The organism is Tsuneonella amylolytica, assembly GCF_003626915.1.
Classification (GTDB): Bacteria; Pseudomonadota; Alphaproteobacteria; order Sphingomonadales; family Sphingomonadaceae; genus Tsuneonella; species Tsuneonella amylolytica.
Genome location: NZ_CP032570.1, coordinates 858,115 through 885,043, shown reverse-complemented (window position 1 = coordinate 885,043; position 26,929 = coordinate 858,115). Strand labels below are relative to the sequence as shown.

General features: G+C 67.8%; 27 protein-coding genes and 1 tRNA gene. 8 read left to right on the top strand and 20 right to left on the bottom strand.

Annotation, left to right across the window (positions count from 1 at the left end):
• Window positions 1–11: 11 nt before the first annotated feature.
• Complete coding sequence (locus D4766_RS04485; protein ID WP_194955793.1) at window positions 12–1,067, top strand: isoaspartyl peptidase/L-asparaginase family protein; 1,056 nt, start codon at window positions 12–14, stop codon at window positions 1,065–1,067.
• Window positions 1,068–1,091: 24 nt separating this feature from the next.
• Here D4766_RS04485 and D4766_RS04480 read toward each other — a convergent pair whose 3' ends face one another.
• The 7 genes from D4766_RS04480 to D4766_RS04450 are packed head-to-tail and all read right to left on the bottom strand — an operon-like array spanning window position 1,092 to window position 8,164.
• Entirely contained in the window at window positions 1,092–1,997 is a 906-nt protein-coding gene (locus D4766_RS04480; protein WP_120716362.1) for an RDD family protein, read from the bottom strand.
• Entirely contained in the window at window positions 1,994–3,031 is a 1,038-nt protein-coding gene (locus tag D4766_RS04475; RefSeq protein ID WP_120716361.1) for a stage II sporulation protein M, read from the bottom strand. The genes D4766_RS04480 and D4766_RS04475 overlap by 4 nt, the downstream gene beginning before the upstream one ends.
• On the bottom strand, window positions 3,028–4,341 hold the full coding sequence (locus tag D4766_RS04470; protein WP_120716360.1) for a DUF58 domain-containing protein: 1,314 nt from the start codon (window positions 4,339–4,341) through the stop codon (window positions 3,028–3,030). The genes D4766_RS04475 and D4766_RS04470 overlap by 4 nt, the downstream gene beginning before the upstream one ends.
• Window positions 4,342–4,348: 7 nt before the next feature.
• Window positions 4,349–5,305: an AAA family ATPase gene (locus tag D4766_RS04465; RefSeq protein ID WP_120716359.1), complete on the bottom strand. Its 957-nt coding sequence runs from the start codon at window positions 5,303–5,305 to the stop codon at window positions 4,349–4,351.
• A 2-nt stretch (window positions 5,306–5,307) separates the two neighbouring features.
• Window positions 5,308–6,585 (bottom strand): DUF4350 domain-containing protein, encoded by a 1,278-nt coding sequence (locus tag D4766_RS04460; protein WP_120716358.1) that lies wholly within the window; start codon window positions 6,583–6,585, stop codon window positions 5,308–5,310.
• A gap of 7 nt (window positions 6,586–6,592) precedes the next feature.
• Window positions 6,593–7,273 (bottom strand): hypothetical protein, encoded by a 681-nt coding sequence (locus D4766_RS04455; protein ID WP_234024890.1) that lies wholly within the window; start codon window positions 7,271–7,273, stop codon window positions 6,593–6,595.
• Entirely contained in the window at window positions 7,274–8,164 is an 891-nt protein-coding gene (locus tag D4766_RS04450; RefSeq protein ID WP_120716357.1) for a prephenate dehydratase, read from the bottom strand.
• 145 nt (window positions 8,165–8,309) lie between these two features.
• On the opposite strand from D4766_RS04450, the gene D4766_RS04445 reads away from it, so the two are divergent.
• Window positions 8,310–9,011: a c-type cytochrome gene (locus tag D4766_RS04445; RefSeq protein WP_120716356.1), complete on the top strand. Its 702-nt coding sequence runs from the start codon at window positions 8,310–8,312 to the stop codon at window positions 9,009–9,011.
• A 390-nt stretch (window positions 9,012–9,401) separates the two neighbouring features.
• On the opposite strand, the gene D4766_RS04440 is transcribed toward D4766_RS04445, so the two are convergent.
• Window positions 9,402–10,085 carry an RlmE family RNA methyltransferase gene (locus D4766_RS04440; protein ID WP_120716355.1) on the bottom strand — a complete coding sequence of 228 codons (684 nt, stop codon included), beginning with the start codon at window positions 10,083–10,085 and terminating at the stop codon, window positions 9,402–9,404.
• The gene (locus D4766_RS04435; protein WP_120716354.1) at window positions 10,082–11,299 is read right to left on the bottom strand and encodes a Ppx/GppA phosphatase family protein; all 1,218 of its coding nucleotides are present in this window, start codon (window positions 11,297–11,299) and stop codon (window positions 10,082–10,084) included. Before D4766_RS04435 ends, D4766_RS04440 begins: the two co-directional genes overlap by 4 nt.
• A 197-nt stretch (window positions 11,300–11,496) precedes the next feature.
• Between D4766_RS04435 and D4766_RS04430 the strand changes: the two genes are divergently transcribed.
• A tRNA-Gln gene (locus tag D4766_RS04430) sits at window positions 11,497–11,570 on the top strand.
• Between the two features lie 33 nt (window positions 11,571–11,603).
• Here the strand turns inward: D4766_RS04430 and D4766_RS04425 are convergent.
• The 3 genes from D4766_RS04425 to D4766_RS04415 all read right to left on the bottom strand — a co-directional run bounded on the left by D4766_RS04425 (window position 11,604) and on the right by D4766_RS04415 (window position 14,154).
• Window positions 11,604–12,362 carry a Crp/Fnr family transcriptional regulator gene (locus D4766_RS04425; RefSeq protein ID WP_120716353.1) on the bottom strand — a complete coding sequence of 253 codons (759 nt, stop codon included), beginning with the start codon at window positions 12,360–12,362 and terminating at the stop codon, window positions 11,604–11,606.
• Window positions 12,363–12,454: 92 nt separating this feature from the next.
• On the bottom strand, window positions 12,455–13,273 hold the full coding sequence (locus tag D4766_RS04420; RefSeq protein WP_120716352.1) for a Brp/Blh family beta-carotene 15,15'-dioxygenase: 819 nt from the start codon (window positions 13,271–13,273) through the stop codon (window positions 12,455–12,457).
• 2 nt (window positions 13,274–13,275) lie between these two features.
• On the bottom strand, window positions 13,276–14,154 hold the full coding sequence (locus D4766_RS04415) for a bacteriorhodopsin (RefSeq protein WP_120716351.1): 879 nt from the start codon (window positions 14,152–14,154) through the stop codon (window positions 13,276–13,278).
• Window positions 14,155–14,309: 155 nt separating this feature from the next.
• Here D4766_RS04415 and D4766_RS04410 point away from each other — a divergent pair, with 155 nt between their 5' ends.
• Both D4766_RS04410 and D4766_RS04405 read left to right on the top strand, forming a co-directional pair.
• On the top strand, window positions 14,310–15,602 hold the full coding sequence (locus tag D4766_RS04410) for a DUF2254 family protein (protein ID WP_120716350.1): 1,293 nt from the start codon (window positions 14,310–14,312) through the stop codon (window positions 15,600–15,602).
• Window positions 15,603–15,657: 55 nt separating this feature from the next.
• Window positions 15,658–16,530 carry an LOG family protein gene (locus tag D4766_RS04405; protein ID WP_120716349.1) on the top strand — a complete coding sequence of 291 codons (873 nt, stop codon included), beginning with the start codon at window positions 15,658–15,660 and terminating at the stop codon, window positions 16,528–16,530.
• On the opposite strand, the gene thiD is transcribed toward D4766_RS04405, so the two are convergent.
• Genes thiD through glmM form a run of 3 tightly spaced genes read right to left on the bottom strand, consistent with a single transcriptional unit; the run spans window position 16,527 to window position 18,906 of the window.
• On the bottom strand, window positions 16,527–17,345 hold the full coding sequence (gene thiD, locus D4766_RS04400) for a bifunctional hydroxymethylpyrimidine kinase/phosphomethylpyrimidine kinase (RefSeq protein WP_120716348.1): 819 nt from the start codon (window positions 17,343–17,345) through the stop codon (window positions 16,527–16,529). The genes D4766_RS04405 and thiD overlap by 4 nt on opposite strands.
• Window positions 17,342–17,569 carry a DUF1272 domain-containing protein gene (locus D4766_RS04395; protein WP_120716347.1) on the bottom strand — a complete coding sequence of 76 codons (228 nt, stop codon included), beginning with the start codon at window positions 17,567–17,569 and terminating at the stop codon, window positions 17,342–17,344. The genes thiD and D4766_RS04395 overlap by 4 nt, the downstream gene beginning before the upstream one ends.
• Entirely contained in the window at window positions 17,569–18,906 is a 1,338-nt protein-coding gene (gene glmM, locus D4766_RS04390) for a phosphoglucosamine mutase (RefSeq protein ID WP_120716346.1), read from the bottom strand. Before glmM ends, D4766_RS04395 begins: the two co-directional genes overlap by 1 nt.
• 41 nt (window positions 18,907–18,947) lie before the next feature.
• On the opposite strand from glmM, the gene D4766_RS04385 reads away from it, so the two are divergent.
• Window positions 18,948–20,267 (top strand): dicarboxylate/amino acid:cation symporter, encoded by a 1,320-nt coding sequence (locus D4766_RS04385; RefSeq protein WP_325049118.1) that lies wholly within the window; start codon window positions 18,948–18,950, stop codon window positions 20,265–20,267.
• 61 nt (window positions 20,268–20,328) lie between these two features.
• The gene (locus tag D4766_RS04380; protein ID WP_120716345.1) at window positions 20,329–20,940 is read left to right on the top strand and encodes a superoxide dismutase; all 612 of its coding nucleotides are present in this window, start codon (window positions 20,329–20,331) and stop codon (window positions 20,938–20,940) included.
• A 71-nt stretch (window positions 20,941–21,011) separates the two neighbouring features.
• Here the strand turns inward: D4766_RS04380 and D4766_RS04375 are convergent, their stop codons facing one another.
• The 3 genes from D4766_RS04375 to D4766_RS04365 form a co-directional block, all read right to left on the bottom strand.
• Entirely contained in the window at window positions 21,012–22,211 is a 1,200-nt protein-coding gene (locus D4766_RS04375; RefSeq protein ID WP_234024889.1) for an AI-2E family transporter, read from the bottom strand.
• Window positions 22,212–22,284: 73 nt separating this feature from the next.
• Entirely contained in the window at window positions 22,285–22,896 is a 612-nt protein-coding gene (locus D4766_RS04370; RefSeq protein ID WP_120716344.1) for a sigma-70 family RNA polymerase sigma factor, read from the bottom strand.
• Window positions 22,896–23,114 (bottom strand): NepR family anti-sigma factor, encoded by a 219-nt coding sequence (locus tag D4766_RS04365; RefSeq protein WP_120716343.1) that lies wholly within the window; start codon window positions 23,112–23,114, stop codon window positions 22,896–22,898. Before D4766_RS04365 ends, D4766_RS04370 begins: the two co-directional genes overlap by 1 nt.
• Before the next feature lie 215 nt (window positions 23,115–23,329).
• Here D4766_RS04365 and D4766_RS04360 point away from each other — a divergent pair, with 215 nt between their 5' ends.
• The gene (locus D4766_RS04360; RefSeq protein ID WP_194955792.1) at window positions 23,330–25,012 is read left to right on the top strand and encodes a CHASE domain-containing protein; all 1,683 of its coding nucleotides are present in this window, start codon (window positions 23,330–23,332) and stop codon (window positions 25,010–25,012) included.
• A gap of 147 nt (window positions 25,013–25,159) precedes the next feature.
• Here the strand turns inward: D4766_RS04360 and D4766_RS04355 are convergent, their stop codons facing one another.
• Together D4766_RS04355 and D4766_RS04350 are read right to left on the bottom strand one after the other, a co-directional pair.
• A complete protein-coding gene (locus D4766_RS04355) occupies window positions 25,160–25,954 on the bottom strand; it encodes a response regulator (RefSeq protein WP_120716342.1) in 795 nt (264 codons plus the stop codon).
• A gap of 481 nt (window positions 25,955–26,435) precedes the next feature.
• The gene (locus D4766_RS04350) at window positions 26,436–26,885 is read right to left on the bottom strand and encodes a response regulator (RefSeq protein WP_120716341.1); all 450 of its coding nucleotides are present in this window, start codon (window positions 26,883–26,885) and stop codon (window positions 26,436–26,438) included.
• Window positions 26,886–26,929: the final 44 nt, after the last annotated feature.

The window sequence follows — 26,929 nt, the reverse complement described above, 5'->3', positions numbered from 1 at the left end:
CGCATGGCGTCATGCTCCTGCGCCTCCTCGCCGCTGCCGGCCTCGCCATCGCCATGACCACCGCCGCTCCGGCACAGGATGCGGCGCCCGCCGCCGCTCCGGCGCCCGGCTGGTCCTTCGCCATCCACGGCGGGGCTGGCACGCTCGAACGCAGCCGGATGACGCCCGAACAGCAGGCCGACTATCGCACCGCGCTGCAGGCCGCGCTCGACGCGGGCCGCGCGGTGCTGGCGGGCGGCGGCAGTGCGGTCGATGCGGTGACCGCGGCGATCACCCGGCTGGAGGACGATCCCAAGTTCAACGCGGGCAAGGGCGCGGTCTTCACCTGGGACGGCATCAACGAACTCGACGCCTCGATCATGGACGGCAACGGACGCCGCGCGGGCGCGGTCGCGGGGGTCCACACGGTGCGCAACCCGATTCTGCTGGCGAAGGCCGTGATGGACGACGGGCGGCACGTGATGCTGTCGGGCAAGGGGGCCGAACAGTTCGCTGGCGAGCATGACCTTGCGATCGTGGCGCCCGCATACTTCGCGACCGACCATCGCCGCCGCCAGCTGGAAGAACTGAAGGCGAAGAACCTCTCCGCGCTCGACGTGGAGTTCAAGTTCGGCACCGTCGGCGCGGTCGCGCGCGATGCCGACGGGCACCTCGCCGCGGGCACCTCGACCGGCGGGATGACGGGCAAGCGCTGGGGCCGGATCGGCGATTCGCCGGTGATCGGCGCGGGCACCTATGCCGACGATGCCGCCTGCGCGGTCAGCGCCACGGGATCGGGCGAGTTTTTCATCCGCGCCGCGGTCGCCCACACGATCTGCGAACGGGTCCGCGCGGCGCGCAAGCTGACCGTCGACGGCAAGACCGAAACGGTCCCGCTGACGACCGAGGTTCTGCAGGGCATCGTCGACGGCGTGATCGCCGAGGTGGGCGAGATGGGCGGCGACGGCGGGGTCATCGTCGCGGGGCCCGATGGCAAGCCGGTGTTCTCGATGAACACGCCCGGCATGTACCGCGGACGCGCGACGTCGGACGGCCTCAGCGAAGTCGCGATCTTCGCCGACGAGTAATTCTGTTTGGCCGGGCGGGGCGGGTCATTCGTACTTGTCCTTCTTGCGCTTGCCGAACCGCATTCCGCCCTCCAGCCGCGCACGAAGCTGGGCGTAGTACGCTTCCAGGAAAGCCCGCTCGTCGCCGGCACCGGGGGTCCAGCCGATCTTGCGGCAGATCGCCTCGTGCACCGCGACGATCGCCTCCTCCCGGTCCTCGCGCAATACGCGTTCGAGGGTCTGCAATTCGTGCTCGCCGTAGATCGCCAGCTCCGCCTCGCCGAAGCGGTAGGAGGCGCCGGTGACGGTGCTCGGGCCCGTCGCGGCACCTTCGGTCGAGAGGGTATCGGGCAGTTTCGAGCGCGGCGTCTCGACCACCCATGTGCCTGCCACGATGTCGCCTGCGCGCAGGGCGTCGCGGTTGAAGAAGGGAAACAGCGCGAAGACGAGGAACCACACCATACCTGCGACGCCGGCCGATCCCGCCTCTCCGCTCGGAGCGACGAGGAGGAAGATCAGCGGCATGAAAAGCTCGATGTCGCGCAGCAGGTTGCGCGCGATCACCGCCTCCGCCGTCAGCCGCTTTCCCCCTTCGCCCAATGGCCGCGCGGCGACCCGGATGCCGAGCGCCCGCTTCCCTGGGGTCGCCCCGCGCGGACCCAGTTCGAAGGCGATGAAGTAGCCGTTCCACGCGAGGAACCAGAACAAGGCCTGCACGATCCCGAGGAATTCGCCCGCGCCGCCCTTCGCCGCCTCGCCGCGAATACCGCCGCCGATCCGGTAAAGAGCGTAGGTAACCGCGATCGTGACCGTGAGCAGGATCGCGAAGTCGAGCAGCAGCGCGGCAAAGCGCGAGGCGCGGGTGGCGAGGGTGACGGGCATCGCCAACCCCTCGGCGGTGAGGACCGTGCGGCGGCGCTTGGCGGCGAATGCGGCGACTGTAGCGGTCATGCCGCGGCCTCGGGAGAAGCGCGGCGGAAGGCGAAGAAATAGGCGAGCCAGCCCGCCAGCATCGCCCCGCCGATGACCAGCCGCTCGCCCGTGTCGCCGACGAGCTGGCGGGGAAACGCCTCGAGAAAGGCGGCCACGACCAGCATCAGCACCACCCCTGCCATCACCGTGGCCGACCGCCGTCCCGCCGCCGCGGTGGCAGCGAGGATCGAGCGGTCGCCGGGAAACGCCATCGCGCGCCCGACGTGCAGCCCGGCCGCCCCGGCGAGCAGGATCGCGAACAGCTCGGTCGTCCCGTGCACCGACAGCCAGGCTGCGAAATCGAGTGCCAGCCCGCGCGTCGAGAATAGCCAGACCATCGCGCCCAGTGTCGCCATTTCCTTGAGCAGAAGCAGCAGCGTAGGGATTCCGAAAGCGAACCCCAGCGCGAAGGCGACGATGGCGACGCCCGCGTTGTTCTGGAACAGGAAGGCGGCAAACCCGCTCAGCCCGGCGGCGGAGTCCGCGGTGCCGAGGGCCTTCAGCAGTACTTCGCGGCTCGCCCCCGGCACCCGCGTGTCGGCGAACTGACTGGGCACCAGGCTCCAGTACCAGTCCTCGTCCCCCGCGACGAGGAGCCAGCCGGTCACCGCCCCCGCGACCATCACTGCCAGCGCGATGCAGATGTCGAGCCAGATCGCCCGGACGGCGGCCGACAGGCCCCCGCCGAGAAACCCGCGCAGCCAGCCCGCGAAACCCTGCCGCGGGCCGTAGACCTGGAACCACGCGCGCTGGACGAGGCCGTCGAGGTAGGCGAGTGTCGCGGCATCGAGCGAGGTCTCGCGCGCGACGGCGAGGCTGCTCGCGGCGGTGCGATACAGCGCCGGCAGCGCGAGCACGTCCTCGTCGGACAGACGATTCAGCCGGCCTTTCTCCATCGCGGTCACGATGACATCGAGCCGCTGCCAGTCCCCCTCCCGCGCGAGCCGGAAGCGGTCGGAGCGCAGGACGACGCGTTCGATGGCGGCTACGGGATCGGCGAGCGCGGCGCTCATCCGATCGCTCCGCGGCGCTTGGCGTCGAGATAACGGTCGATCAGGCGGTACCCGATCGCGTCCCACGGCGCCTCGATCACGTCGATGCCAAGCTGGCGCAGGCGCAGGAGCACGATCTCGCGCTGGCGCGACAGGGTGCCGGCGGCAATCGCCGTGGCAACCGCGTCGAGTGTGTCGGGTTCGGCCGCCTGCAATCCCTCGAGCTCGCTGTCAGCGATGGTGACGAACAGCACCAGGTGCCGGTCGGTCAGCCGGCCGAGGCTCTCGACCATCAGTTCCGCGCCGGTGGGATCGGTGAAGTCGGAAAACAGCACGACCATGCTGCGCCGCTTCAGCCGCGCGCCCAGCGTCGCGAGGGCGAGCGTGAAGTTCGGCTCTTCGGCATGATAATCCAGCGCCGCGGCCGCCGAGTGCAGGCGGTGGAACGCGCGCGTCTCGCTGTAGAACGGGGTCATCACCTCGGGCCGCCGGGCGAAACCGAAGAGGCCGACCCGGTCGCCGCCCTTGATCGCGACCCATGCCGCAGTGAGTGCGGCGCTGACCGCCCGGTCGATGCGCGGCAGCCCGTCCACCGGCTCGCACATCGCCTGTCCGCAATCGAACGCGAAGACGATCTGGTTGTTGCGCTCCGCCTCGTTCTCGCGCGCGAGGAGGCGGGTGTGGCGGCCGCTCGTCTTCCAGTCGATCCGGCGGCGGTCCATCCCCGGCTCGTATTCGGCCAGCGATTCGAATTGCGTCCCTTCGCCCCGGATGCGCCGCGCGGTCACTCCGAAGGCGGCATCGCGCATGAAGTGCTGGAGCGCCGGACTGCGTACCGGCGACAGGTCGGGCCAGATGCGGATCGCCTGGCCGAGCGGCAGTTCGACCTGACGCGCACCGAAGCCGAGCGGCCCCGTCCAGCGCAGCCACAATCGATCGAGCGTCGCGGTCCCGCGCCGCTCTGGCGCCAAATCGACCGTCCCCTGCCAGGCACCTTCGTGCGGGCTCAGATCGATTGCCGCGCGCCCGCCTTGTCCCAGACGCGCGTCGAACCCCAGCGCAGCTTCCACCGTGCCGCCCCGGCGGCGGTTGTCGAAGTCGGCGAGGATGCCGACGGTCGTTCGCTCGCCGACTTCGCAGTCGGGCGGCGCGACGACTTTCCAGTCCGCCAGCCGGCCCGCCAGCGCGGTGTCCAGGAACACGATTCCCAGCATGAGCGCGGCGACCGCCGGCACGACCACCCATGCGCCCGGTGCGGCTGCCGCCACGAGCAGCGCCACCGGCGCGGCGAGCGCGGCGACGAGAGCGGTGCGGGCGGTGGGTACGATCATCGCGCTTTTATCGCGGAGCCTCGGTACGCTCGATGAGGTCGCCCACCAGCGCCTCGATCTCGCGGCCTTCGATTTCGGCTGCGGGGCTGAGGATGAGGCGGTGCCGCAGGACCGCGGTGGCGAGCGCCTTCACATCGTCGGGCACGACGTAGTCCCGTCCCTCCAGCGCCGCGCGGGCCCGGGCGGCGTTCGCCAGCGCGACCGCGGCGCGAGGGCTCGCCCCACTCGACAGGTCGGCGCTCTCCCGCGTGGCGCGCACCAGGCGCACGACGTAATCGACGATCCCTTCGGCAACGGTAACCTGGTCCAGCGCCGTGCTGGCAGCGGCGAGGCGACCCGCGTCGGCAACGGTCTCGATTCCGAACTCGGCCGGGCTTACCGGACCTTGTCGCTGGCCGAACCTTGCGACGATCGCCGCTTCCTCCTCCGCCGAGGGATAGGGGACGATGAGCTTGAAGAGAAACCGGTCGAGCTGCGCCTCGGGCAGGGGATAGACCCCCTGGCTCTCGATCGGGTTCTGCGTCGCGACAACCATGAACCGGTCGGGCAGGGGGTGGGTCTCGCCGTCGAGCGTCACCTTGCGCTCCTGCATCGCTTCCAGCAGCGCGGCCTGCGTCTTGGGCGGGGTGCGGTTTATCTCGTCTGCCAGCAGAAGATCGCGGAACACCGGGCCGCGCGTGAGGGTGAACTGGCTCGTCTGGAAGTTGAACAGGTTGGAGCCAAGGATGTCGCCGGGCAGCAGGTCCGGGGTGAACTGGATGCGCCCGAAATCGAGGCCGAGCGCGCCTGCGAAGCATTGCGCGAGGAAAGTCTTGGCGGTGCCCGGCGGCCCTTCCAGCAGCACGTGCCCTTCGGCCAGCAGCGCGACAAGGAGATGCTCGACCGCTTGATCCTGCCCGACGATCGCCTTGGCGACTTCGGACCGCATCGAGTCCGCGAGGCTGCGAACCTCGTCCAGTTGCATTGTCATCGGCGAAGATCCCTTTCGAGTGCATGGAGCGCGTGGGCTGCGCGGAGCGTCGCGCCGGCCCCTTGCGCGGTTTCGAGGCGGCGGACGAGCGCCGAGAACGGAGGTGCATCGGGCCGTAGCCGGGCTACCGCGGCGTCGATGGCATCGGGGTCGGGTCGCCGCAGTCCGAGCGCGGCGGCGATGCGCCCTCCGACGAGCGCGGCGTAAGGGCCGCTCAGGAGGTACAGCCGCCCGCTGCGCCGCACGATACCGCCAGCGTTGGCAGCGAGCCGCGTCTTGCCGAACGCGATCGATCGGCGCTCCGCCACCGCGGGTCCGAACCGTCCGAACGCGCGCCAACCGATCACCGCCGCCGCCAGCAAAAGGCACAGCGTCGCCGCGAGGAACGGGGGCTGGAACGCCAGCGTGAGGAGGTTCTTCGCGCCGCCGAGCCCGGCGAGCGTGAGGTCGAACACCACGGGCACGTCCTGGCCCTCGCGCGCAAGCTCGACCACTTTCGCCGCGAGTAGCGCCCGGTTGCGGTCGGCCATCCCGTAGTTGTTGAACAGGTCGGGTTCGAAGGCGACGGTTACGTTCCACTTGTCGCTCTCGCACGCATCCTCGCCCGGGGTCGTGAACCCGGCCGCCCCGTCGAGCACCGGGTAGCATCCGTCGTCGGCGGCGTAGGCGACTATGTCGCGGCCGCGCGAATCGCGTACCAGCGTGGCCCAGTCGCCGCCCTCGATGCCCATCGCCTCGTCGGGGCGGGGCAGCGCGCCCGAAAGGCCGAGGCCGGTCCAGTCCGCGGAACCCGGGGCGAGTTGGCCGATCTCAGGCTTCATGGCGATCTCGCCGTCCAGCCTGGCCGCCCAGCCCGGCTTGGACGCTGCGAGCAGTTGCACCCAGCCTTCCTTCGATCCCCGCGTGCCAGCCGGCAGGGGGAAAGCGAACCACTTGGGCAGGATCAGCAGGGTCGGTCCGACGTAGCGGCGATCCTCGACGATCTCGGCCAGCTTGTCGGGGTCGGCGTTGAGGGTCGGAGTGAGGATCAGCAGCGCCTCGTCGTCGAGCCGACCCTCGTTGCGCGACAGCGACACCGTGTGCCCTTGGCGGCCCAGCAGATCGGCGAGCGCGGCATACCCGGCAAGGCCGTGGCCGGCGGCGTGCGCCTGCCCGTTTTCGGGGCCGCCGTCGGTGTCGCCCTGGCCGATGAACCACAGCATCGCCACGAAGGCGAGCGCGCCCAGCAGGACGAGGCCGAGCACCGTTCGCCGGTCGAACGCGCCGCGGTTCACGCGTCCCTCACGGTGTCAGCCGCGCCAGCGCGAAGTCGGCATAAGCCGCCCGTGCTGCCTGCCAGTCCTCGGCCCCCAGCGCGCGCAGGGCGAACAGGCTGCGCTCGACCCGTTCGGCGATGGTCGCGAACGCGCGGCGCGCGCCGTCCGGCAGCGCTTCGAACCGCGCCAGTTCGCGCGCGGTCGTCGCCGGTTCGACCCATTCGGGACGGGCGGCGGCGATCTGTCCGACGCTGCGGCGGAGGAGAAGATGCGTCGCCTCGTCGAAGCGTCCTTCCGCCGCGAGCCTGTCGGCGTCGGCGAGCAATGCCAGCGCCTCGTGGGAAGCAGGGGTCCAATCCGCCTCGTCCCCGGCGTGCGCACGGCGGGGGACCTTCCAACCGATGACGGGTCCGAGAACCCGCCACGCGAGCAACGCCACAGCAGCGACGGCGATCAAGACCAAGGTCCATTTCAGGACCGGCCAGCCGACGCCCAGCGCCTCGCCCACTGGCGAGAGGATGCGGCCGAGCCAGTCGAAGAACGCTTCCAGCCAGCCCGGCGGCTTCGACGGGGGCGGGGCGGGGACGGGGGCATACTGGATCGCCGAATCGGCGCGGACCGCGTCCCACGCCTTGCCGGCATCGCCGATAGTGCCCGACCCCTGCGTCACCATGCAGGTGGTGGCACGGCGCGGGGCGCCGTACAACTAGCCGCGCGTCCGCTCCTGCGGATAGGTGCCGAGCATGCGCAGTTCCTTGCAGTGGAACGCCAGTTCCTCCAGCGCGCGGTCGACCGGCGGCTGGCCGGGGCTGCCGATGATGTCGGCATAGAACATCGTCGCCGAAAAGCTCGCGCCCGCCTGGTACGATTCCAGCTTGGTCATGTTGACCCCGTTGGTCGCGAACCCGCCCAGTGCCTTGTAGAGCGCGGCGGGGATGTTCTTCACCTCGAACACGAACGTCGTGATGGCCTCGCCCGCGATCGTCGCCGGATCGAGAGCGTCGCGGGCTAGTGCGAGAAAGCGGGTGGTGTTGTCGGGCGCGTCCTCGACGTCGTGCTCCACGATTTCGAGGCCGTAGAGCTCGGCGGCGAGCGGAGGAGCGATGGCCGCGATCCTGTCCTCGCCGCGCTCCGCCACGTGGGCGGCCGCCCCGGCGGTGTCGGCATAGGCGAGCGGAGCGATGCCGCGAGCGCGCAGGAAAGCGCGGCTCTGCCCCAATGCCTGCGGGTGACTGTAGGCGGCGGTGAACGGGCCGCCGCCCGTTGCCATCAAGGCGTGGTTGATGCGCAGGAAATGCTCGCCGGTGATGGCAAGGCCGCTTTCGGGAAGCAGGAAGTGGATATCGGCCACCCGTCCGTGCTGGCTGTTCTCCACGGGGATTGCGGCGCATCCAGCGCGGCCTGCCTTCACGGCGTCGATCGCATCCTCGAAGCTGTAGCATGGCAGCGGCAGCCCGTCAGGGCGCATTTCCGCCGCCGCACGGTGCGAATTGGCGCCAGGGGCCCCGGCGAACGCGACCGCGCGCGCCGGGTCGCCTTCGGCGGCGGCCTGCATCGCGCGCACCATAGCGCGGGCGGGGGCGGGGAAGGCGTCCATCGTCGCGGCGGCGCTAGCGGTGCCCCGCGCGGCGGGCAAGCGCCAAGGCGGCGGTGCGCCACCCCTTGCGCGCCGCGGTGGCGGTGACTAGAGCGGCGCCGCAAAGCCGCCACTTTCATTGTCACACGACCGGAATACCGCACGCATGGACGACCGTTTCAATACCGCCGCCGGATGGGTCCTGTTCGCCGGCGTCGTCGGCCTCGGCCTCAGCGCCGTCAGCTCCGGCTACTTCTCCGCCGATCGCCCGCATCGCCCCGAAGAAATGGGGTACCCGATCGAAGGCGTCGTGGAAGAGGGCGAAGGCGAAAGCGGGCCGAGCCTGGCCGAACTGCTCGCGACGGGCGACGTTGCCGCGGGTGAAAAGGCTGCAGCCGCGCGCTGCGGCACGTGCCACAGCTTCGACCAGGGCGGCGGCGTGAAGCAGGGTCCGAACCTGTGGGGCACGATGGGCGAGCAGATCGGCAAGGGGAAGGCCGGTTACGCGTTCTCCAGCGCCCTGTCGGGCCACGGCGGCAGCTGGACTTACGAGAACATGGACGCCTGGCTGAAGAGCCCCAAGGCGTTCGCGCCCGGCACCAAGATGAGCTTCGCCGGTCTGTCGAACGGACAGGACCGGGCGAACATCATCCTTTATCTCCGGCAGCAGGGCGGCGGCCCGGCCCTCCCGACGCCCGAAGCGCCTGCCGCGCCCGGTTCCGACGCGGCCGAGGGTGCCCCCGGTGCAGGCCCCGGCGCAGTCGAGGGTGCCCCGGTCGATCCGGTCGAAGCAGCCGGCGGTGCCGGCACCTCCCAGCCGGTTCCGACTGCGCAGGGCGCTTCGGCCAATCCGCCCCCGCAGAGCTGACAAAAAAGACCCCGCCCGCGGCGGACCGCGAGCGGGGTTTCTTAAGTAGAGGAAGGCCGACTCGCATCGGCTATCCTTCGGGTCGCATCTGCTGAATACTGCACCCGGCGCCCGCGCGCGCCCCAAACAAGTTTAGGCTGTCGCTCGCGCCGATCCGTGTGCCGATTGGGGACGATCAGCGCCCGCGCCATCCGCGCATCGCCTTGCCGTGACGGATGCGCCGGCGCCGCAGGTGGAGGCTAGCGAACACGAGCGCGATCCCCATCAGTGCGATGAGGGCTTAGGCGATGTCGTGGCGAACGGTCATGGTGTGTTCCGGTCGGAAACTGCCGCCGCCCTACGCCCGCCCGGACATTCCGCCACGTTCCGAAGTGTAGCGGATGGTATCGCTCAGCAGTCCGCCGGTGCAGTCTGCTCGCCCTTGAAACTTTGCGCGATCACATACCACTCGCTCGAATCCTTCCGGCTCGCGGGCGGCTTGGCGTGTTTGACGGTGCGGAAATGCTTCTTCAGCAGCGCCAGGATGCCCGCATCGGTGCCGCCGGCGAACACCTTGGCGATGAAGGACCCGCCCGGTTCTAGGTTTTCCACCGCGAACCAGGCCGCCGCTTCCACCAGCCCCATCGTGCGCAAGTGGTCGGTTGCCTTGTGACCCACCGTGTTGGCGGCCATGTCGCTCATCACGAGATCGGGTTTGCCGCCCAGCGCCTCGACCAAAGCGCCCGGTGCCTCGTCGGCCATGAAGTCCATCTGCAGCAGGGTCGCTCCCTCGATCGGCTCTGTGGGGAGGAGATCGATGCCGACGATCGCCGCCGCGGGGCGCTTCCTGCGCACGACCTGCGCCCAGCCGCCCGGTGCGACGCCCAGATCGACCACGCGCTTCGCGCCCTTCAGGACGGCGAACTTCTCGTCGAGTTCGGCCAGCTTGTAAGCCGCGCGGCTGCGATAGCCATCGGCCTTGGCTTGCCGGACGTACGGATCGTTGAGCTGGCGCGACAGCCAGCGGTTGGACGACGCGGTCCGCCCGCGCGCGGTCTTGACCCGCTTGACCGGATCCTTGCCCGACCGGCTCATGATGCGGCCTTCGGCGGGGCGGGGGTACCAGCCATGAGGCTGCGCAGAATGCCCTCGCGAATCCCCCGGTCGGCCACGCCCAGCCGGTCGGCCGGCCAGAGGTCGAGAATCGCTTCGAGGATGGCGCAGCCCGCCACCACCAGATCCGAACGGTCCGGGCCGATACAGGGCAAAGCGCGGCGATCCTCGGGTGCCATGGAAGAAAGACGCGTACTGATGTCCCGCATCGATGCGGCCGGCACGATCAATCCGTCCACCGCTCGCCGGTCGTACTGCGGCAGTTCGAGATGCAGGCTGGCCAGCGTCGTGACGGTGCCGCTGGTCCCCAGCAGGCGGATGTCCTCGGCGCGCGAGGCATCGGCCACCCGAGCCGCGAACGGAGCGAAGCTGTCGGAAACCAGCATCCGCATCCGGGCATATCGTTCGACCCGGTCGGCCTCGCTCGCGCCTTCGCTGCGGCCGACGGTGTCGGTCAGCGAGACGACTCCCCATGGCACGCTGGCCCAGTCGATGATGCGCGGCACGTTCTCGCCCGGTTCGATCAGCACGAGTTCGGTCGAACCGCCGCCGATGTCGAAGATTACCGCAGGGCCATGCCCCGCCTCCAGCAGGACATGGCAGCCGAGAACGGCGAGCCGCGCCTCTTCCTGCGCGGTGATGATGTCGAGCGCGATGCCGGTCTCCTCCCGCACCCGGTCGATGAAGTCGCTGCCGTTGATCGCGCGCCGGCACGCCTCGGTCGCGACCGACCGGGCGAGGAAGACGTTACGGCGGCGCAGCTTCTCGGCACAGATGTGCAGGGCGGCCAGCGCCCGGTCCATCGCGGCGTCGCTCAGCCGGCCGCTCTGGGCAAGATCCTCGCCAAGCCGGACGACGCGGCTGAAGGCATCGATGACCGTGAAGTTCTCGCCTTCGGGCCGGGCGATCAGCAAGCGGCAATTGTTGGTGCCGAGATCGAGCGCGGCATAGGCCTGTCTGCGTGTCGATCCGGGGGGCGGCATGGCGCGCGCCGGTGCCGGTCCGGACGCTGCTCCGCTACCTGCGCCACGTGCTTGTGCGGGTCGACGCTGCGAAGCGGTCTGGTTCGGTCGGCCTTGGGACTGCGAGGAGCGCTTGTAGCGAAAATCGGCTACCTTGCCGGACGATCCGCTCCCTTTGCCGCCTGTCCCTGCCTTTCCGTCTCTCTGCGTGTCCGGCGGAGAATAATCCGCCATTTCTCAAGTCTTTCTGTTCCTCCCGCCGCGCATCGAACTTACGCGCGCCGGGGACCTGACGGCGATGCTAGCGGGGGGCGGGCCATCCGGCAAGCGGGCCGTTCCGCGCCCATGCATTCGCGGCCTTGACCTGCCGCCTGCACGAACCTAAGTGCGCACCCCTCGCGAGGCGGCGCATAGCGCGGCCGAAGAGATGATGCCCCGTCCTCTAATGGTAAGAGAGCGGACTCTGACTCCGTCAATCAAGGTTCGAATCCTTGCGGGGCATCCACTTCCCACATCGCGAATCACACGCAGCGCGCGGCTAGTCGCGCTCCATCGGTTGATCCGTCATGCTGGACAGCGCGAGTTCGCCCTCGCCGTAGAGGTAGTCGCCTTCGAACTCCCCGATTTTTCGCAAGGCGGCCTCGTCGAGGATTTCGATCTTGCCGTCGCCATGCGGCATCAGCACGCCGCGATCCTTCAACGTGCGGAAGCTCCTGTTGGCATGAACGGAGGTGATCCCGCACGCCTCCGCATAGTCGCGCTGGAGCATGGGGATCGTCAGGAACCGGCCGTCGTAGAGATCGACCATCCGGCACCGCTGGATGAGCTCGGCGATGAGATGCGCGATTCGCCCCTCGGCATTGAGGCGCCCGAGGCGAAAGATCCACTCGCGGTGCTGCGCGGCGTCGAGCAGGGTCGAGAACCACAGCGCCCGGCCGAGATGGGGAAATTTCTCGATAAGGTCTGTAAGGTCGACGTGCCTGAACTCGGCGATCGTCACACGGCCGAGAGCGGCGACGCCGTGGTCGAGCCGCTTCATCGGATAACCGTGCAGGTCGACGAAATCGCCCGGAATATTGATGCCGACGATCTGGCGCGCACCGCGCTTGTCGTCGAGATAGCGCAGCATCGCCCCCTCGATGATGTAATACGACCATTCGAGACGTTCGCCCCGACGCGTAAGGCGCTGGCGTGGCTCGAGCGCGAATATCCGCGCGACCGCGCCTTCCAGCGCGGACTTTTCGTCCTGCGACAAATCGTGGCGCAGCCGGCCTTTCAGAAACAGTTCGGTCGTCACGTAGCGTCCTCCCGCTGGCGCCGATAACTTCGCCGTTCGGGGTCGTCAAAGCAACCTATGTTGACTTGGTTTCGGGCTTTCGCCCGTCGACCTCAGACCCTCAAACGGTCGGTAAGCATATGCGGGGTGGCGAAGCCGAAGGCGAACGCCGCAGCGATCGGGAGGGTCATCCAGCCCGCCGCGACGGACGCTGCCATCAGGGCCGCTCCCGCAACGGCGATTCCGGTCGGCCATGCTATCGCTTTCGCAACCGCTGCGCTGCCGTAGCGCCCTAGCTGGCGCAACTGGATCGGCAAAGCGTGTCCGATGAAGAAGACGAAACCCACGGCGAGCACCGGATGGAACACCGCCGTCGCTGCGAGGGCGAGAAGCGCGAGCGGCCAATCGCGCCTGCCCCGAGCTACCGAAACGAGAGCGGCGCCAGCGCCGAACACTCCGGCAATCGCCAGGACTTGAGTGAATGCCAACGGGACGGACCCCTCGACCACTGTCGAGAACGTGTCGGTAGTCGGATGGGGATGGAAGAGCGCGCTCCCTCCGATCGCGAGACCCGCCATGGCAAATCGCGAAAGTCTGGCGAGGCCGCAATCGCCATGCGCAAAATGCCAGCCCGATAGTGCGAGAAAGAGCGCGAGGCCTGCCAGCGGCAGGGCAAGAAAAAGGCCGGCGATGGCAAGGGCGGAAACGACGTACGCAGTCGCCTGCGGCAAACCGAGGGGTCGGATCGTGCCGTCCTCTTCTTCGCCCGCGCCATGGGCCAGCCCGGCGAGAAACAGAGCAAGCCCGAGGCCGACCGAGGCAGAAAGCCCGGCAGACTGTGCAGCGAGGGCCAGCGTGAAAAGTAGAAACGGAAAGAGGACCCCAGCGCGAAGCCGGGGTCCCCTTGCGGCCGAAAGGACGGCCGGTTTCATGGTCAGTCGCCGCGCTGCGAGGCGACCTGGCTGCCGAGCGGCGAAACCTCGAGCGCTTCGGCGGCCGGCACATAACCTTCCAGCGCCGAGCGACGCAGGACGTAGCGCGACAGGATGATGCCGTAGACGAGCTTCGTCGAGATATCGGCGATCGAGAACAGCAGCTGGCGGGTCACCACGACATCGCCCGTGAAGCCGAGCTGCGGCAGCGCGTAGGCGATGGGATAGAGACCCCAGGTGGCCAGGAAGTACCAGAAGATGTTCTTCGGCCAGGCCCTCAGTTCGCCAGGGCTGGTCGCGACGCCTTGTGCGATCACGCCGCGCACCTCGATGATGAGCCAGACGAAGAACACCGTCGAGATCACGCCCCAGATGTTGAGACGCGACCAGTCACCGGTTTCGCCGAACTGGCCGTAGAGGCCGGTCCAGATCATCAGCAAAGCCGAGATGATCATGCGGGCCGCCCGCGGGTAAAGCTCCTTGCGCGGCAACGCGAGCGCGATGCCGAGCTGCGTCAGCAACAGCGGAACCGTGATCGTCCAGTTGCCGTAGCGGAACGCGTTGGTGAACGTGTTGCCTTCGGCCAGCGGCTGATAAAGGCTGCCGTCGAACGCGTAGCTGGCGTCCCACAGGCTGAATTCACGCAGCAGGCTGAGGCCCGCCGATGCCATGACCACCGCCGACAGGATCGGCACCACGCGATAGCGCGGGGCGAGCTGGAAGCTGGTGAGGATAAAATAGATGATGAACGCGAAATGCGCGCCGTAGCTGACCATCAGGATCAGCGATCCCATGGTGTACTGTCCGCTTGTGAGCGGAACGAGATTTTCGATATTGCCAAGTTGACGCGCGGCGGCGTCGATCGTTGCAGGCACAGTCATGGCCTAGGCCTTTCCCCATTGTTGCGAGACCCTGTTTGCGCGCTGACTGCTTCGGAAAGGTGGTCGCCCCTAGGCCGGTGATCGCGCAGCAACCAAAGTGACTAATCTGCGTTAGGGTTCCCGCGGGTCGCACCGATTAAGTCGTGGGGCAACAAATGTTGGATCGAAGCAGCGGACCGTTTCTTGGCCGCGGCGGGTGGATATTTCACCGGATCGCGGCCAGTTACTGGTCGCTTCCGGTCTTGGCCGTCCTTCTGGCACCGCTGTTCGCGCTCGCCTCCATCCTGATAGACCGGGCAGGTCTGACCCCGTGGATCCTGTCGGCGGACCTGTCGCCTGTTGAGACGTCCGATACCGCGAAGGATCTGGTCGGCGTCGCAGTCGGCGTCAACGTGGCGCTGGCGACCCTCTATTTCTCGATCGCGCTGCTCGTTCTGACGGTGGCCAGCAGCAACCTGGGCGTGCGGCTGATCGACCGCTGGCTCAACAAGCGGCTCGTGCGCGCGTCGCTGTCGGGGTTGTCGTCGACGCTCATCTTCTCGCTGGTCGCGCTCGCGTCGATCGATGCCGAGGCCGACCTTTCCGACACCCCTCTGGCGACGGTCGCGCTGGTGATGGCCTTGCAGACCGTGAACGTCGCCATGCTTACGGTAGCACTGCACGATCTCGGCCGTACGATCTTCGTCGACCGGGCCATTCACAACCTCGGCCGAGAAGCGAGCCGCGGCACCATTGCGCTTGCCGGCGCCGCGCCCTTCGAAGGCTCGTGGGCGACGACCGTGGCCGCCCCACGCGAAGGCTATATCGAAGGGGCCGACATCGAAAGGCTTCGCAAGTACCTCCGCGATCACACCGGCGTCGTCCGCGTCTGCGCCGCGCCCGGCCAGCACGTGCTGGAAGGCGAACCCCTGATCCGGCTGCAGCACTCCTTCGACCGTGCCGACAGGCTGACCGATGCGATCTCCATCGGAGACTTTCGCAGCGAGGGGCAGGGGGCGGTGTTCCAGGTCCGCCTGCTCGTCGAGGTCGCCGCCCGCGCTCTCAGCCCGGCGGTAAACGACTTCTACACCGCGATTGCCGCATGCGACCGGCTGACCACCGCGATGCTGGGGCAGACGGACCTCTGGATCGACGACGGCAAGGTCCCCGTCTACGCTGACGAGACGCGGATCGAGCTGCCGGGTCAGGACTTTCGCGGACTGTTCGACGATCCGCTCGACGCCCTGCGTCAGGCCGCCTGCGAGTACCCTTCGGTCAGCACCCGCATGATCGACAACTACGCGCGCTTGATCGCGGCGCTTCCGGCACGATGCCGAAGCGCGGACCTGCGGGCCTTCGTGACGAAAAAGGCGCGCGAACTGGCCGATCATGCCGCCGACCGCGCCACGGCCGAAATCGATCGCGCCGCCATCCGCGAGCGCATCGCACGCTTCGACGCTGCCGCCTGAAACGCCCCTTGCCCGGGCATTGTGCAGCGCGCCCGGTGCGCCTATCGGACCGCCAATGACCAAATCAGAAGAGCGCGATCTTTCGCATCGCAAGTTTTTCCCCGCCGAAGAAGAAGCGGCGTTCAGCGAGAAGAGCACGCCGGACACGCCGCAGACCCGGCATCCGGCCTATCGTCTGGCGTTCCAGGACACCGATTTCCTGCTGCGCGAGGAGCTGCGCCCCGTCCGCTTCCAGCTCGAACTGCTGAAACCCGAAATGCTGCTCGACGAAGCGGGCGTCGGTTCGACGCTGGTGATGTACGGCAGCGCCCGCATCCCTTCGCCCGAGAACGCAGACGCGCTGGTCGAGAACGCGACCGAGGAAACCCGCGTCGTCGCCGAACGCCTCGCCGAGAAGGCGAAGTACTACGACGAGGCCTACAAGCTTGCCAGGATGGTCAGCGAACGGGCGATCGTGGAAAACGGCAAGCGCCAGTTCGTGATCTGCTCGGGCGGCGGCCCGTCGATCATGGAAGCGGCCAACCGCGGGGCGAGCGAGGCCGGCGCGGAATCGATCGGCCTCAACATCGTGCTGCCCCACGAACAGGCGCCCAATCCGTACGTCACCCCCTATCTCAGCTTCCAGTTCCACTACTTTGCGCTGCGCAAGATGCACTTCCTGCTGCGGGCGAAGGCGGTGGCGGTGTTCCCGGGCGGGTTCGGCACGTTCGACGAATTCTTCGAACTGCTGACCCTGATCCAGACCGGCAAGATTCGGCCGATGCCGATCCTCCTGTTCGGCAAGGATTTCTGGACCCGCGTGATCAACTGGGACGCATTCGCCGAAGAGGGTGTGATCTCGAAGAAGGATCTCGACCTGTTCCGCTGGTGCGAGACCGCGGACGAGGCCTGGGATCACATCGCGGCCTTCTACGACCTCAAGCGCTAGCCGCGCACCGCCTGATGGCCAAGCGGGCCGCCGCCGGCCCCGAAACCCGGCGCGGTCTCCATCGCGCGGCGCACGAACCGCCGGCCCAGCCGGACCGCGTGCGGTAGCGGCTGGCCATGGCCGAGCAGCGTCGCGATCGCACTCGACAGGGTGCACCCGGTGCCGTGGGTATGGCGCGTGTCGATGCGCGGGTCGCCGTATTGGGCGAATTCGCCGTCGGGCCACATCAGCAGGTCGAGCACGCGGCCCTCGTCGTCGGCGAAGGCGGCGTGTCCGCCCTTGGCCAGCACCGCGCATCCGTACGCCTCGGCGATTTCGAGCGCAGCGGCGGCGAATTCGTCGCGGGTCGCCAGCGTACGGCCGACGAGGTGCTCGAGTTCGGGAAGGTTGGGGGTGATGACCGTCGCCAGCGGGAACAATCGCGTGCGCATCGCGGCGATGGCATCCTCCGCGATGAGGGTGGCCCCGGAAGTTGCGATCATCACCGGGTCGAGCACGACCCGCGCACCGTCGGGAAGATCGCAAAGTACGTCGGCGATCGCGTTTACGATGCCCGCGTCGTGCACCATGCCGATCTTGATCGCGTCGGCGCCAATGTCGGACAGGCACGAGCGCACCTGTTCGGCCACCATGCCGGGATCGAGCGGCGCGATGGCCTGCACCCCGGTGGTGTTCTGCGCGGTGATCGCGGTGATGGCGGTCATCGCGTAACCGCCCAGCATCGCGATGGTCTTGATGTCGGCCTGGATCCCTGCGCCGCCCGAGCTGTCGGAGCCGGCGATGGCCAGCACGCGAGGCGGGGTGCGCCCGCTCACCCGGCGTACCTTCGGTCGGCCGAAGGAGGATACTTCGCGTGATGCTTCCTGGCGCGGGTTGGGCGGTCCATCAGCTCGCCGCCGCAGTTGGGGCAGCGATCGTCGAGCGTATTGGCGCAGGTCGCGCAGAACGTGCACTCGAAGCTGCAGATGAAGGCGCCCGGCGCTTCGGCCGGCAGGTCGGTGCCGCACCGCTCGCAGTCGGGGCGCATTTCCAACGCCATCAGGCGGCCGCCCGCACCGCGTCGCAGATGGTGTCGACTACCCTCTCGACCTCGGCCGCATCGTCGCCTTCGGCCATGACCCGTATCAGCGGCTCGGTGCCCGATGCGCGGATAACGAGGCGGCCCTTGCCGGCAAGGTCGGCCTCCGCGTCGGCGATCGCGGCCTTCACCCCGGCATCCTCCAGCGGTTTGCCGCCCGCATAGCGAACGTTCTTGAGAAGCTGGGGCACGGGCTCGAACTGGTGCAGGAGCTCGCTCGCCGGCTTGCCCGAGCGCACGAGGCTGGCGAGAACACGCAGTGCCGCAACTGTGCCGTCGCCGGTGGTGCCGTGGTTGAGCAGGATCATGTGACCCGACTGCTCGCCGCCGACGTTGTAGCCGCCTTCGCGCATCTTCTCGAGCACGTAGCGATCGCCCACGGCCGAGCGTTCGAGCTTGAGCCCGCGATCCGACAGGCAGCGTTCGAGGCCGAGGTTCGACATGACCGTTGCCACGATCCCGCCGCCCAGCAACATGCCCTTTTCCTGCATGCGCAGAGCGATCAGCGCCATGATCTGGTCGCCGTCGACCGTCTGACCCTTTTCGTCGACGACCAGCAGCCGGTCGGCGTCGCCGTCGAGCGCGATGCCGATGTCCGCGCCTTCCGCGACGACCCGCGCCTTGATCGCGTCGAGGCTGGTGGAGCCCACGTCCTTGTTGATGTTGGTGCCGTTGGGCGTGACGCCGAGCGGGATGACTTCCGCGCCCAGTTCCCAGATTGCGCTCGGGGCGACCTGATAGGCCGCGCCGTTGGCGCAATCGACGACGACCTTCAGTCCGTCGAAACGAATGTCGCTCGCCACCGCCTGCTTGATGGCATGGATATAGCGGCCGCGCGCATCGTCGATCCGGCGGGCGCGACCGACGTCGGCTGCGTCGGCGAGGACCGGCTCCTCCTCCAGCAAGGCCTCGATCGCCATCTCGTCGGCGTCGGACAACTTGAATCCGTCGGGGCCGAACAGCTTGATGCCGTTGTCCTCGAACGGGTTGTGGCTGGCGCTGATCATCACCCCCACGTCGGCCCGCAGTTCGTGGGTCAGCATCGCGATCGCGGGGGTGGGCAGGGGCCCCGTCATCACCACGTCCATGCCGACGCTGGTGAACCCGGCGACGAGCGCGTTCTCGATCATGTATCCAGAGAGGCGCGTGTCCTTGCCGATCACCACCCGGTGGCGGTGCTCGCCGCGCAGGAAGTGGCGGCCGGCGGCCTGGCCCACCTTCATCGCGGTCGCGGCGGTCATGACGCCCGCGTTGGTCCGCCCGCGAATACCGTCCGTGCCGAAGAACTTGCGTGTCATGGTAACTCCTTGCGACCCGGCAATGGCGAACGCGGCGCGCGATGTCACTAGCGCGCAAGGCGAAACGCGCTATCGTCGCGGCGATGGACAGGGGACCGGCGGACGCCGAACGACAACTGGTATCTGTGCGGATTCCCGCCGGCTGGACGCTGGCGGGCCTGATCGCGGGGCTCGTGGCAGGGATCGTGCTCGCCCGCACGAACGCTCTCGACACCGCGCTGGCCATTTCCGCGCCGATCGGCACGCTGTGGCTGCGGTCGCTCCAGGCGACGATCGTGCCGCTGGTCGCGGGGCTTCTCGTCATCGGCATCGCGCAAATGGCGATGGCTGCCCGCGCCGGGGCGACCGCGCGCCGGATGCTGGCGTGGGTGGCCGGCGTGCTCGCGTTTTCGGGCCTGATGAGCGCGTTCTTCACGCCCGCGCTGCTCGCGCTGGTCCCCCCGCCTGCCGATGCCGCGGGCGTGCTGTCGGCAGGGGGCGAGCCGCAGGAAGTGCCGACCATCGCCGCTTTTGTGGAATCGCTGATCGCGCCCAACATGGTTGCCGCCGCGGCGGAAACCGCAATGCTGCCGCTGACACTTTTCTTCGCCGCCTTCGCGGTCGCGGTTTCGCGGCTTCCGGCCGGCCAGCGCGAGACGCTGATCGGGTTCTTCCGCGCGGTCGCCAATGCGATGCTGATGATCATCGGCTGGGTGCTGTGGGCAGCCCCGGTGGGTGTGTTCGCGCTCGCGCTCGGTGTCGGCGCGGCGAGCGGAGGCGCGGCCTTCGCCACGCTGGCGCACTACATCCTCATCGTGGTGGCGGTGGGCACGGTGATCCTCGTCGGCGGGTACCTAGTCGCGTGGCTTGCCGGCGGGATCGCGCCGTGGACATTCGCCCGCGCGTTGTTGCCCGCACAGACCGTGGCGCTGAGCACGCAGAGCTCGCTCGCCAGCCTGCCTGCCATGCTCGACAGCGCGCGGCGGCTGCGCCTGCGCGAGGAGACGGCCGAATTCGTCCTGCCGCTCAGCGTCGCGATCTTCCGCGCGACGAGCCCGGCGATGAACATGGCGGTGGCGATCTACGTCGCCCACCTCGCCGGGGTCGAGCTGACGGTGCCGGCCTTGCTCGCCGGTGCGGCGGTGGCGTTCGTGATCGCGATCGGCTCGGTCAGCCTGCCCGGCACGATCAGCTTCGTCATCTCGGTCGGCCCGATCGCGCTGGCCATGGGGGTGCCGATCGGCCCGCTTGCACTGCTCGTCGCGGTCGAAATGATGCCCGATCTGATGCGCACAGTTGCCAACGTCACCGCCGATGTGGCGCTTGCCGCCGCCGTCGACCGCAAAAAGGGCGGAGATATCGCGGGGGACCTGCAACCCTAGCGCCGCCCGCGCATTGGTATAGGACACCCCTTCCACTCCAATCCGACCACGGGAGACAACCATGGCCTTCGAAGTCACGCCCCTGCCTTACGACGATACCGCGCTCGACCCGGCGATTTCCGCCGAAACGCTGAGCTACCACCACGGCAAGCATCACAAGGCGTATATCGACAAGACGAACGCCGCGATCGAAGGCACCGACCTGGCCGATGCCGATCTCGAAACGGTCATCGCCAAGGCGCGCGGCAGCAACCAGGGCCTGTTCAACAACTCCGCGCAGAGCTGGAACCACGGGTTCTACTGGCATTCGCTGTGTGGCGAGCCCGGCAACCCGTCCGACGAACTGAAGAGCATGATCGACGAGGCCTTCGGCTCGGTCGACGACCTCAAGAAGCAGCTGAAGGAACGCGGCGCCGGCCACTTCGCCAGCGGCTGGGTCTGGCTGGTCGAAAAGGGCGGCAAGCTCGAAATCGGCGAGACCCACGACGGCGATACGTTCGCCGATCTGGACGGCAATCCGCTGCTGGTGATCGACCTGTGGGAGCACGCCTACTACCTCGACCACCAGAACGCGCGCCCTGCATACCTTGATGCGGTCGTCGACGGGAAGCTCAACTGGAGCTTCGCATCCGACAACCTTGCCCGCGGCAAGACGTGGAAATACCCCAGCTGATCGTTTGATCGCGGCAAGTTTCGCAACGGCCCGCTTCCTTTGCTGGAAGCGGGCCGTTCCTTTGTATGGTATCAGGCCAGGTCGGGCTCGGGCGCCTCGGGCAGGGTCTCGCCCGTGTCGAACAGCGGTTCGCCGAACATGAAACCGATCAGGTTCGGGCGGCCGACGTGGTCGAAGAACGCGGTCAGGGTCAGCAGGATCGGCACCGACAGCAGCGCGCCGATCATGCCCCAGATCCAGGTGAAATAGCTGAGCGCGATGAGGATCATCACCGGATTCATCGTGAATCGCGCGCCGAGGATCGACGGAGTGACCACATTCGATTCCACCGTGTGCAGCCCGAGGTAGGCGAGCGCCGGAATGATCCCGACCAGCACCGTATCGGACGTGCCCACACCGAACAGCGCGAGGACGCCGACCATCGTCAGCGGCCCGATGTAGGGCAGGAAATTGAGGATCGCGGCGAGCCCGCCCCACATGACCGGTGCCTCCAGCCCCAGCGCCCATGCGCCCAGCGCCACGATGACGCCAACGCCGGCGTTGATCCACGTCACGGTCAGGATGTAGGCGGCGACCCGGTCCTGCACCTCGCGGATAACCCGGGCGGCCTTGATGCTGGCGCCGAAATCGCTGCGTTCTAACAGAAGCCGACGCCGCATCCGCACGCGCGCCTCCAGCATGAAGAAGGCCATCAGGAACGTCAGCAGGGTCTCCAGCACAACCGTCGGGGTGGCGTAGGCGAATTCCTCGATGAAGGACGGCGTGGCGACCACGACCTCGCGGCCCGACTGGCCGGTAATTTCGGCAAAACGCCGGTTGGCTTGGCCGAGCCAGTAGAACTGGCGTTGCAGGTCGGCGAACCGGTCGCCCAGCCGCTCCATGATCGCCGGCAGCGAATCGAACAGCGAAATGGCCGGCTGGAAGATGAGGGCGAGCGCCAGCACCACCACCGCCAGCATGAACAGCAGCGACAGGACGGCCGACAGGGTGTTCGGCAATCCCCACGCCGCCAGCTTGTCGGCGAGCGGAGACAGGATGACCGTCAGTATGAGCGCGGTCACGACCGGCAGGAACACGACCGATCCGATGGAAAGGACGAACGGCAAGGCGAAGAACAGGCCCAGCCCGAGTATGACCACGAGCGACGACATGAGCCGCAGTTCCTGCGCGGCGAAGGTCATTGCCTCCGGCCGCCGGACCGCCCCTTCGACGGGCGGCTCGCCCGCCTCGAGGGCCGGGATGGAAGTCGGCTGCGAACCCGCGTCGGTCATGTGCGTGGAGGCCCTTGCGATGCGCTGGCGATAGTGCCGACAGTGAATTGGCGGCGCAAGCCGGACCGCACCGTCAGCGGGTCGGTTCGCTCACACCGTTGCCCGCGGCCACCTCGTCGAGTTCCTCCAGGATGGCGCGATGCGCGCTCTCGTCCCCGATTGCCCTCTGCGGGATATCGCCTTCGTCGAGCATCGAGGTCAGCGCGGCACGCGCCCGGCCCACACGGCTCTTGATGGTCCCCACCGCGCAGCCGCAGATATTGGCCGCTTCCTCGTAGGAGAACCCGCCCGCCCCGACCAGCAGCAGCGCCTCGCGGCGTTCCGGGGGAAGGGTCAGCAGCGCGCGGCGCATATCGCTGAGGTGAATAGGTTCCTCCTGCCCCGCCGGGGCGGTCAGGATACGTTCGGCCACGCCCTCGTCGAAATCGCCGCGGAACCGGTTGCGTCGCATGTCGGTGAGGTAGGCGTTGCGCAGGATCACAAAGGTCCAGGCCCGCATGCTCGTGCCGGGTTCGAAGCGCTCCTGCGCGGCCCACGCCTTGAGCAAGGTTTCCTGAACGAGATCGTCCGCCATGTCGGGGCGGCCGCACAATCCGCGTGCGAACGCACGCAGATGCGGCACGACCTCCGTCAGCTCGCGCTTGAAGTCGGCCAGTTCGGAGGCCGTCCGTTTGCCTTCCGACATCAGTCTTTGTTGTCCAGCTTGGACAGCAGGTCCTTGAACTGGTCGGGCAGCGGTTCCTCCACCACCGTGTCGTACAACTGGCGCAGGCCGTTGGCCCAGCCCGGATTCGCGGAACGCTGCCCGTGCGCATGCGTGCGAGACATGTCGTTCCCTTTCCCCGGCTTGTCGCCGCTCGAATCCTTCGGCGTGTTGCCGATCGGTCGCTTTTCCAAATCCATACCGCCCCAATATAGGCCGCCACATGGGCAGGCCAACTCCCTTACCGAAAACCGGCTTGCGACCCGTTTGATACTACCGGCCGCGTATTGTCTGCGACCTGCTAATTCGGGGAACGATGTGGGTGGCTCTTGGTTCCCCCTTCGCGCACATGCAAGCGACATAGCTCGCCGCGCTTCGACGCAGCACCGATGGATTATGGCTAGGGGCAGCCGGCTTGCAGATTTCCGACTACCGACCCCGGCAGGCTCGGCGATGGCTCGTTTCCTATCCGCGCGCGGTACCGCTTGCGATCTTCCTTCTGATCGTCGCCATTACCGCGCTCAGCGTGTTCGCGATCGAGCGGGGGGAGCGCCGTCGCGAAGAAGCGCGGCTCAACGAAACGGCGCTGGCCGTTTCGTCGGCGATCGATCGGCGCGGAAACACCTCCTCGGCATACTTGCGCGCAGGCGCGGCGCTTTTCGGCACGGTCGACGATGTGTCGCCATCGCTTTTCCGCCGGTTCGTGCAGGAACTGCGGCTCGATTCCGATTATCGCGGGGCCGAGGGCATCGGTTGGGCAGAGGCCGTGCGACCGAACGAACTGTCGTCTTTCGAAACGCGGATCGCGCAGGAAATGCCCGGTAGCCCACGCATCCATCCCCAGCCGCGTACGACGACCCCGCTGATGGTGCCGGTCACTTTCCTGCAGCCCGACACCGAGCGCAATCGCCGGGCGCTCGCGTACGATATGTATTCGGAGCCCGTTCGGCGGGCGGCCATGGACGAGGCGGAACGCACCGTTCGCCCGACTGCGAGCGGACGCATCGTACTGGCGCAGGAAGCCGACCTGGCATCGCCCGGATTCAGCATATTCATGCCGGTATTCGACCGGACGGTCGGGCAGGAACGACGGTTGAAGGGGTTCGTCTACAGCCCCTTCAACGCGCGCGATTTCCTTGATTCCGCTCTTGAACTCGAGACGCGCAACGAAATGGGCATCCGCCTTTACGATGGCATTTCGAAGAGACCGCAGGCCCTGTTGGCCGAGATCGCCCCGGAAACGCGGACCGGTCGCATACTGACGACACGGGTCATGGTCGCGAACCGGCCGATGTTGCTCGAGGTGGAGTCCGCCCGCGGCGCGACCCTGTCGATGCTGTCGATGCTGACGCTGCTGTTCGGCCTTCTCGTCGCCAGCCTGCTGATGGTTGTGGCGCGGCTGCTGACCCAGCAGGCGGTGGAGGACCAGGCCAGCCTCGACTGGCTCGCCGAACAGAACTCGATCCGCGACACGCTGACCCGCGAACTCAACCACCGGGTCAAGAACACGCTAGCGAACGTCCTGTCGATCGTCAGCCTGACGCGCCGCCGCGCCACGAACCTCGACGATTTCGCCGAAGGGCTCGACGGGCGCATCCGCGCGCTGTCGGCGACGCACGACCTTCTGACCCAGTCCGAATGGGGTACCACCCCGATCGAGGCCGTCATCAATGCCGAACTGGCGCCCTATGCGCGGTCGGAGGGTGCGCTGACGACGGCAGGACCCGACGTCGAGCTCGCGCCCAACGACGCGCTCTCGCTCGGGCTTGCCATCCACGAGCTCGCAACCAACGCGGCCAAGTACGGCGCGCTGTCGGCGGCGGGCGGGACGGTGCGGGTGACATGGGCGCTCGACCGCGACGACCTTGCCAGCGTGCGCTGGGTGGAAAGCGGCGGCCCACCGGTGCCGGCCACGCGCCCGCGGGGCTTCGGTACCGATCTCATCGAAAAGATCGTCGCGCACGAGCTCCGCCACCCCGTCGACCTGCGCTTCGACAAGGAGGGGGTCCTGTGCACCCTGTATGTCCCCGTCCGCCAGCCGAGCGAATTCGAACTGCGGGCCCGGCGCCGGGCGGAGCGTGAGAAGCGCAACGCCTGATACTACAGCGACCGTTGCCGCAGAGGTTGCTCCCGTTCCATCGGAGAAGCCGACCCCTTATCGAACCGCATACGAAAGGACCGCCGCCACGCGTTGAGCGGGCGGCGGTCTCGATCGGTACCTTGATTGTGGGGTCGGGCGGCCGCCTCAGGAAAGCGGGCGGCTCGATCCGAAGAACAGCGCCTGGCTGATCGCCGCGCGAACGGTCGATTCCTGGAACGGCTTGGTGACGAGGTACGTCGGCTCCGGCCGGTCACCCGTGAGAAGACGCTCGGGATAGGCCGTGATGAAGATCACCGGCACGCTGCCGATCGCGAGGATGTCGTCCACGGCGTCAAGGCCCGACGACCCGTCGGCAAGCTGGATATCGGCGAGAACGAGGCCCGGCGTCTGCTCGGCCACGACTTCCTGCGCCTGAGTGCGCGTGGCGGCGGTGCCGCAAATGTCGTGACCCAGCGACCGGACGAGGTCCTCGAGCTGCATCGAGATCAGCGGCTCGTCCTCGATGATGAGGACGCTGGTGGCGGATTCGCGGTCGATCTCCTCGACCGCTTCCTGCACCATCGATTCGACGTCGGCGGGGTCCATGTCCATGACCTCGGCCGCGTCGGGAATCGAGAAATCCTCGAGCGTGGTGAGGAGGAGGGCCTGCCGGTTAAGCGGCGTGATCGCCTTCAGGCGATCCTGAGCGGCGCCTTCGTGTCCCACGTCGCCGGACCGTTCGTCCTCGACTTCCATGTAGGCGCTCGACCAGACCTTGTTGAACGCGCGGTACAAAGGCACGCGTCCGCCTTCGAGCGACTGCTTGAGATCGTCGTCCGACAGAGCAGCTTCGAGAGTGGCGCGCACGAAGGCGTCACCCGTATTTTGCGACCCAGTGAGCGCGCGCGCGTAGCGGCGCAAGTAAGGCAGATTCGCGGCGACCTGATCCCCGAGCGACATGCATTCCCTTCCCGTCTGAATTCCCGTGACATATCCCGTCGGGATATCGGGGGCAAAACGAAGGCCGTCAGGTATTGTTCCGCCACCACTTTGACAAGGAGGGAACCGCAGCGTGGAGCAAGGGACGCCGATGCTCGGCGCTATCGCCCCCTCCGTTGTGTCGTCCGCACTGCACGACGCGGTAGAGAACAAATTATCGTGGGTTTACAACGCGAATTGCAAAAAAGGACGGTGCAGTGCAAAAAATCGTCCGGGGGCGGGAACGCGATTTCGGGACGAGCATTCTACCTTTGTCACCGCCGAGACCCCCCCTCCCGTCCAAGCGGCTGGTGATACGATCCCGAAGGGCCTCCGCTCTGTTAATCAGAGCGGAGGCCTTTTTTCTTACCAGGCGCGAATTGCGCAACGCTAGCGCGGGTAAACGCAGATACGGGCCCGGCAGCGGGGCGGCGCCAGATCAAAACAACGAATGTGGTAAGGGTCAGGCCCTCTCGGGCCGAGCGCCGAAGGCATCGCGCAGGCGCGCGAACAGGCCGGTCGGGGCTGGCCGCCCGAGTGCGGCGATCAGTTCGGCATGATCGTAGGGCTTGGCGAGCACCGGGCCGAGTTCGGCGATCTCTTCAGGAATGTCTTGCGGGGCGCCGGTCGAGAACACGATGCGCGGCGGCTTCGGCCCGACCGAATTGACCAGTTCCGCCAACGCCCAACCGTCGTCGCGATCGGCGAGGTGAACGTCGAGAACCAAGCAATCGGGTTTCTCGTCGCGCAGCGCGGCAAGCGCTTCGGCGCTGGTGGAGCAGATGCGGACCGATGTGGCCCCGGCTTCGAGCAGCGACCCTTCGAGCGCGACAGCGATCAGCGCATCGTCCTCCACCAGCAGCACGTTGCCGAGCGTCGCTTTCGCGTCTTTCGAATCGGCTTTCCTGGCCACGTGCGCTGTCTCCCCCCGCGCGGCGGATTGCCGGCGGTCTGCGA

What these genes read in the sequence shown, in the direction of transcription:
- glmM (WP_120716346.1), bottom strand. Translation starts at nt 18,906, where the DNA reads ATGACACGCAAGTTCTTCGGCACGGACGGTATTCGCGGGCGGACCAAC.
- D4766_RS04420 (WP_120716352.1), bottom strand. Translation starts at nt 13,273, where the DNA reads ATGAAACCGGCCGTCCTTTCGGCCGCAAGGGGACCCCGGCTTCGCGCT.
- D4766_RS04435 (WP_120716354.1), bottom strand. Translation starts at nt 11,299, where the DNA reads ATGGCGGATTATTCTCCGCCGGACACGCAGAGAGACGGAAAGGCAGGG.
- D4766_RS04475 (WP_120716361.1), bottom strand. Translation starts at nt 3,031, where the DNA reads ATGAGCGCCGCGCTCGCCGATCCCGTAGCCGCCATCGAACGCGTCGTC.
- D4766_RS04440 (WP_120716355.1), bottom strand. Translation starts at nt 10,085, where the DNA reads ATGAGCCGGTCGGGCAAGGATCCGGTCAAGCGGGTCAAGACCGCGCGC.
- D4766_RS04410 (WP_120716350.1), top strand. Translation starts at nt 14,310, where the DNA reads ATGTTGGATCGAAGCAGCGGACCGTTTCTTGGCCGCGGCGGGTGGATA.
- D4766_RS04445 (WP_120716356.1), top strand. Translation starts at nt 8,310, where the DNA reads ATGGACGACCGTTTCAATACCGCCGCCGGATGGGTCCTGTTCGCCGGC.
- D4766_RS04465 (WP_120716359.1), bottom strand. Translation starts at nt 5,305, where the DNA reads ATGCAACTGGACGAGGTTCGCAGCCTCGCGGACTCGATGCGGTCCGAA.
- D4766_RS04370 (WP_120716344.1), bottom strand. Translation starts at nt 22,896, where the DNA reads ATGTCGGAAGGCAAACGGACGGCCTCCGAACTGGCCGACTTCAAGCGC.
- D4766_RS04395 (WP_120716347.1), bottom strand. Translation starts at nt 17,569, where the DNA reads ATGGCGTTGGAAATGCGCCCCGACTGCGAGCGGTGCGGCACCGACCTG.
- D4766_RS04385 (WP_325049118.1), top strand. Translation starts at nt 18,948, where the DNA reads ATGTCACTAGCGCGCAAGGCGAAACGCGCTATCGTCGCGGCGATGGAC.
- D4766_RS04405 (WP_120716349.1), top strand. Translation starts at nt 15,658, where the DNA reads ATGACCAAATCAGAAGAGCGCGATCTTTCGCATCGCAAGTTTTTCCCC.
- D4766_RS04450 (WP_120716357.1), bottom strand. Translation starts at nt 8,164, where the DNA reads ATGGACGCCTTCCCCGCCCCCGCCCGCGCTATGGTGCGCGCGATGCAG.
- D4766_RS04365 (WP_120716343.1), bottom strand. Translation starts at nt 23,114, where the DNA reads ATGGATTTGGAAAAGCGACCGATCGGCAACACGCCGAAGGATTCGAGC.
- D4766_RS04380 (WP_120716345.1), top strand. Translation starts at nt 20,329, where the DNA reads ATGGCCTTCGAAGTCACGCCCCTGCCTTACGACGATACCGCGCTCGAC.
- D4766_RS04375 (WP_234024889.1), bottom strand. Translation starts at nt 22,211, where the DNA reads ATGACCGACGCGGGTTCGCAGCCGACTTCCATCCCGGCCCTCGAGGCG.
- D4766_RS04470 (WP_120716360.1), bottom strand. Translation starts at nt 4,341, where the DNA reads ATGATCGTACCCACCGCCCGCACCGCTCTCGTCGCCGCGCTCGCCGCG.
- D4766_RS04355 (WP_120716342.1), bottom strand. Translation starts at nt 25,954, where the DNA reads ATGTCGCTCGGGGATCAGGTCGCCGCGAATCTGCCTTACTTGCGCCGC.
- D4766_RS04485 (WP_194955793.1), top strand. Translation starts at nt 12, where the DNA reads ATGCTCCTGCGCCTCCTCGCCGCTGCCGGCCTCGCCATCGCCATGACC.
- D4766_RS04415 (WP_120716351.1), bottom strand. Translation starts at nt 14,154, where the DNA reads ATGACTGTGCCTGCAACGATCGACGCCGCCGCGCGTCAACTTGGCAAT.
- D4766_RS04480 (WP_120716362.1), bottom strand. Translation starts at nt 1,997, where the DNA reads ATGACCGCTACAGTCGCCGCATTCGCCGCCAAGCGCCGCCGCACGGTC.